Origin of the sequence: uncultured Dialister sp., from assembly GCF_900538805.1 — a bacterium.
In the GTDB taxonomy this organism is placed as follows: Bacteria; Bacillota; Negativicutes; order Veillonellales; family Dialisteraceae; genus Dialister.
In genome coordinates this window covers 1-5,140 of record NZ_UPZP01000128.1, presented here as the reverse complement: position 1 = coordinate 5,140, position 5,140 = coordinate 1, and the positions used below count along the sequence as shown (strand labels likewise).

Here is a 5,140-nt window from a genome sequence, read left to right as displayed (position 1 = left end):
TAGCTCGCTATTCGCGTCGACTTATTCCTTGCATTGGATAAAAATACAAGAATGAAATCCGATAACGATTTAATCAGCGCTTCCTTAATTTCAAACTTGTAAATATGGGAGCATATCAGTTCAGGAGGAATACAAAATGATTAAAGAAGCTATCCAGAAAATCGTCAGAAAGGGAGATCTCTCCTATAAAGAAGCCTATGATGTGATGAACGAAATTATGAACGGTGAAACCACGGCCACCCAGAACGCCGCATTCCTGGCTGCTCTTTCCACGAAGAGCACGAAGGCGGAGACCATTGATGAGATTTCCGGCTGCGCCGCTGCCATGAGGGAGCATGCTACACCGGTTCCCCATCCGGGCATGGAGGTTTTGGAAATCGTTGGTACCGGGGGAGACCGGTCCAACAGTTTCAACATTTCCACCACTGCCGCTTTCGTAGTCGCAGCGGGGGGCGTGAAGGTGGCTAAGCACGGCAACCGGGCCGCTTCCTCCAAGTGCGGCACCGCCGATGTGCAGGAAGCGCTGGGCGCTGACATTTCCCAGGATCCTAAGAAGGCCCTGGACATGCTGAAGAAGGTGGGCATGTGCTTCCTCTTCGCCCAGAAGTACCACGCAGCCATGAAGTACGTAGGACCTATCAGAAAGGAACTGGGCTTCCGCACGGTGTTCAACATTCTGGGACCGCTGACGAACCCCGCCAATCCGGACTACTTCCTCCTGGGCGTGTACGATGCATACCTGGTGGAACCGGTGGCCAAGGTGCTTGACCGGCTGGGCGTGAAGAAGGCAGTGGTGGTTCACGGCATGGACTGCCTGGACGAAGTTTCCCCCAGTGCTCCCACCCTGGTATGCGAACTGAAGAACGGATACTACCGCACCAGTGAAATCAAGCCGGAGGACTTCGGCCTCATTTGCGGCAAGAAAGAAGAACTGGTGGGCGGCACGCCGGAAGAAAATGCGGAAATCACGAAGGGCATCCTTTCCGGAAAAATCCAGGGCACAAAGAGAAATGCGGTGCTTCTGAACGCCGGCCTTGCCCTCTATGCAGCAGGAGCGGTGAAGACCATGGCAGAGGGCGTGAAGAAAGCGGCGGAGCTCATCGACAGCGGCGCTGCCTACAAAACTATGGAAGCCTACATTAAAGTATCCAACGAATAAGGTGCACCATGATTCTTGACGACATTGCACAGGAAACAAGGCGCCGCATAGGGGAGCTCAAAGAAGAGGGGTACTACGATGAAATCCACAGGAAAATCAAGGATTTCATTCCGAAGAAAGAGCACCTTTTCTACAGAAACCTTTCCAAACCCGGTCTTTCCTTCATCTGCGAACTGAAAAAGGCGTCCCCCTCCAAAGGACTCATCAGCCCCGATTTCCCCTTTGAAAAGATTGCCGAGGAATACGAAAGGGCAGGGGCCTCCGCCATTTCCTGCCTCACCGAACCGAAATGGTTCAAAGGAGACATCAATTACCTTAGAAAAGTGGCGTCGAAAGTCACCATCCCGGTGCTCCGGAAGGATTTCATCATTGATGAATGTCAGATAGAAGAAGCGGCCCTGGCGGGAGCCTCCGCCGTCCTTCTGATCGCCGCCATCCTCAAAGATGAGGAAATCAAAGATTTCATGGAAAGGGCGAAGGACCTGGGACTGGACGTCCTCTCCGAAGCCCATGATGAAATGGAAATGGAGCGTATGCTGAAAGCCGGCGCGAACATCGTGGGCGTGAACAACCGGGACCTCCGGGACTTCACCATCCACATGGAAACCACCGAAAGGCTGGCAAAGATGGTGCCACAGGATGTGCTCCTTGTTTCCGAAAGCGGCATGACCGATGAAAAAGCGGTGCACCGCATGAGACAGGCCGGCGCGGACGCCGTGCTTATCGGAGAAATGCTTATGAGGGCCGAAGACAGAAGCGGACTCCTCCAGAAAATGATACAGGAAAATTCTTAAGAAAAGGATGGAATACACATGAAAACAAGATTTGGCGAATACGGCGGACAGTATGTTCCGGAAGTACTGATGAACGAAGTCAACAGAGTAGGCGAAGCCTTCGAAGAATGCAAAAAGGACAGGGAATTCCAGGATGAACTCCACCGTCTCTTTGTCAATTACACCGGCCGTCCCTCCATGCTCTACGAAGCGGAAAACATGGAAAAAGACCTGGGCGGCCCCCGCATCTTCCTGAAAAGAGAAGACCTGAACCACACCGGAGCCCACAAGATTAACAACTGCATCGGCCAGGCCCTCCTGGCAAAGCGCATGGGCAAGACCAGGATCATCGCCGAAACCGGCGCCGGCCAGCACGGCGTAGCAGCCGCCACCATTGCCGCCCTCTTCGGCATGGAATGCGAAGTCTTCATGGGTGAAATCGACACCGAAAGACAGGCACTGAACGTGTACCGCATGAAACTTCTGGGCGCCAAAGTCCACGTAGTGAAGACCGGCTCCAGGGTCCTCAAGGACGCCGTGAACGCCGCCATGCAGGAATGGAGCCGCCGCTGCGATGATACCCACTACATCATCGGATCCACCACAGGCCCCGCTCCCTTCCCGGAAATGGTCCGCTACTTCCAGAGCTGCATCGGCCGCGAAGCCAGAGCCCAGGTACTGGAACGGACCGGACGCCTTCCCACCAGAGTCTACGCCTGCGTAGGCGGCGGCTCCAACGCAGCCGGCACCTTCTACCCCTTCATCCAGGATGCCGGCGTCTCCTTAATCGGCTGCGAAGCCGGCGGCAAAGGCATCGACACCCCCTACCATGCAGCCACCATCAGCAAAGGCTCCATCGGCGTATTCCACGGCATGAAATCCATCTTCTGCCAGGACGACGACGGTAACATTACCGAAGTCTATTCCATTTCCGCAGGCCTCGACTATCCGGGAGTCAGCCCCGAACACGCCTACCTCCATGACATCGGCAGAGCCAGATACATCGCCATCACCGACGAAGAAGCGGTACAGGCCTTCGAATACCTGGCCAAAAAAGAAGGCATCATCTGCGCCATCGAATCGGCCCACGCAGTGGCAGGCGCACTGAAAGAAGCCAAAGACATGAACAAAGACGACATCGTCGTCATCACCCTTTCCGGCCGCGGCGACAAAGACGTAGCAGCCATTGCCCGCTACCGCGGAGAAAACCTGCACGACTAAGGAGGACACTATGAGCCATATTAACGAAGCATTCAAAAACGGTAAAGCATTAATCGCATTTCTGACAACCGGCGTCCCGTCCCTCGAAGACACCGTGAGATACGTACTGGACATGGAAAAAGCCGGCGCCACCCTCATCGAACTGGGCGTCCCCTTCTCCGACCCCATCGCCGACGGCCCGGTCATCATGGAAGCCGACGTCAAAGCCCTGGCAAACCACATCCACCTGCCCCAGGTCATGGAAACGGTGAAAGAAATCAGGAAACACACCCATATCCCCCTGGTCCTCCTCACCTACTACAACCCCGTCTTCCGCTATCCGGCGGACAGATTCTTCCAGGAAGCCAGAGAAATCGGCATCGACGGCGTCATCATCCCCGACCTTCCCCACGAAGAAGCAAAGGAAATCCGCCCCCTGGCCGATGAAAACGGCGTAGACATCATCCAGATGGTGGCCCCCACCTCCGAAGAACGCATCCGCGCCAACGTCAAAGACGCCACCGGCTTCGTCTACGTCGTCTCCTCCATGGGCGTCACCGGCATGCGCGGCGACATCAAGACCGACCTCAAAGACATCATCAAAGTCGTCAGAGAAACCACCGACACCCCCGTGGCCATCGGCTTCGGCATCCACACCCCCGAGCAGGCCAAAGAAATGGCAGTCCTCGCCGACGGCGTCATCACCGGCAGCGGCGTAGTGGATATCATCAACAAAGAAGGGGATAAGGCAGATAAAGACCTCATGGACTACATCGGAGGACTGAAAGAAGCGGTACGGTGAGACCGGGAGGGGTGACGGCCCTTCGGGCCGAGGGTTCTTAAGGGGCTTAAGTTTGACACGGCCTTCAGCCGTGAGGGTTGAGGTGGGCGGCTCCGCCGCCAGTATGGATAAAACAAATTTAGTGGGCTAGTGGACTAGTGAGCTAGTAAAACCATACAACCGCCCTTCGGGCGAGGGAAATGCACCCCTATTGGTGCTTACGCACCACTTCCCCCGGAGGGGGAAGTTTTAGCGGCTCTGTGCCTTGTAATGCTTATGTCATGATCGCTTATCTGCGGTTTATTCTGCCCCCTGAATAGGGGGGAGTCCGGCGTAGCCGGATAGGGGGTGGCGAACGCAGTGAGCCAATCAGCAGAATGTTTATTATGCAATAGCAATATGATACAGAAAAGTATATCCTGTAACGCAGGCTCCTTTCTCAGAAAGGAGCTGGGCGAAGCCCTGAGGAACACCGAAAATCTGCGAAAAGAACTGACGCTGTTCCTCCGTCGCCTAACGGCGCCCCCTTCCTGAGGAAGGGGGCTATAAACTGCGGCAAAGCCGCCACCTTCCCCTCTGAACCCTCTGAACCCTTTGAACCCTCTGAACCCTCTGAACCCTCTGAACCCTCTGAACCCTTTCTTTCATAACCCTTCTACATAACCTGCCGCCGACAGGCGGCCATAACCTGCGGCGAAGCCGCGCCCCTTTTTATACCTGATACATCTATCCTGTCCACCGGACTATATGACCAGAGAGGCGAAAAGGCCTGGCGAAGAGCTTTTCCAATTCCTGCGGCGCACAATCCATGGAAGCAGGGAGGAAAGGAACGGAGCCTTCATGAATTTCACCCCTCCGGCGCGCCGAAAACTCCATAAAAACTCCTGAGGAAAAACCTGTTAGACATCCTGGTGGCAATATAGCGTACTTTTTCTTCTTTGACGACACAGATATTCCGCTTCGGTGGCTGCTCCTGGCCGATTCACTGAAGAAAGTGACCTTGAGGCCCTACCGCGCATCAGCATGGGACGAATCAGGAGTTTTTACAGTGGAAAAGAGGCGATGAAGAAATATCAATCATTTCTTCATCGCCTCTTTTCGTTTATGGAAAGATGACAGCACAAAAACACGGATACAAATCCGTGCCAGACAGTATTGCGGGCCTCTCAGAATCAGGCGCCAACGCTGAGCATACAGGAAAGTCCTGCAGCCGCCTTGAACTTGTCG

The 5,140-nt window shown here is 54.7% G+C and carries 4 protein-coding genes; all 4 read left to right on the top strand.

Translation table 11 applies throughout. The features are described 5' to 3' along the window. Positions 1-136: 136 nt before the first annotated feature. The 4 genes from trpD to trpA are packed head-to-tail and all read left to right on the top strand — an operon-like array spanning position 137 to position 3,934. Positions 137-1,159, top strand: a complete 1,023-nt coding sequence (trpD, locus tag QZQ29_RS08785) for an anthranilate phosphoribosyltransferase (protein ID WP_296962421.1) — start codon at positions 137-139, stop codon at positions 1,157-1,159. An 8-nt stretch (positions 1,160-1,167) separates the two neighbouring features. Beyond that, entirely contained in the window at positions 1,168-1,953 is a 786-nt protein-coding gene (gene trpC / locus QZQ29_RS08780; RefSeq protein WP_296962419.1) for an indole-3-glycerol phosphate synthase TrpC, read from the top strand. A gap of 18 nt (positions 1,954-1,971) precedes the next feature. Then, on the top strand, positions 1,972-3,153 hold the full coding sequence (trpB, locus tag QZQ29_RS08775; RefSeq protein WP_296962417.1) for a tryptophan synthase subunit beta: 1,182 nt from the start codon (positions 1,972-1,974) through the stop codon (positions 3,151-3,153). Between the two features lie 10 nt (positions 3,154-3,163). After that, positions 3,164-3,934 carry a tryptophan synthase subunit alpha gene (gene trpA / locus QZQ29_RS08770; RefSeq protein WP_296962415.1) on the top strand — a complete coding sequence of 257 codons (771 nt, stop codon included), beginning with the start codon at positions 3,164-3,166 and terminating at the stop codon, positions 3,932-3,934. The last annotated feature ends 1,206 nt before the right edge of the window (positions 3,935-5,140 follow it).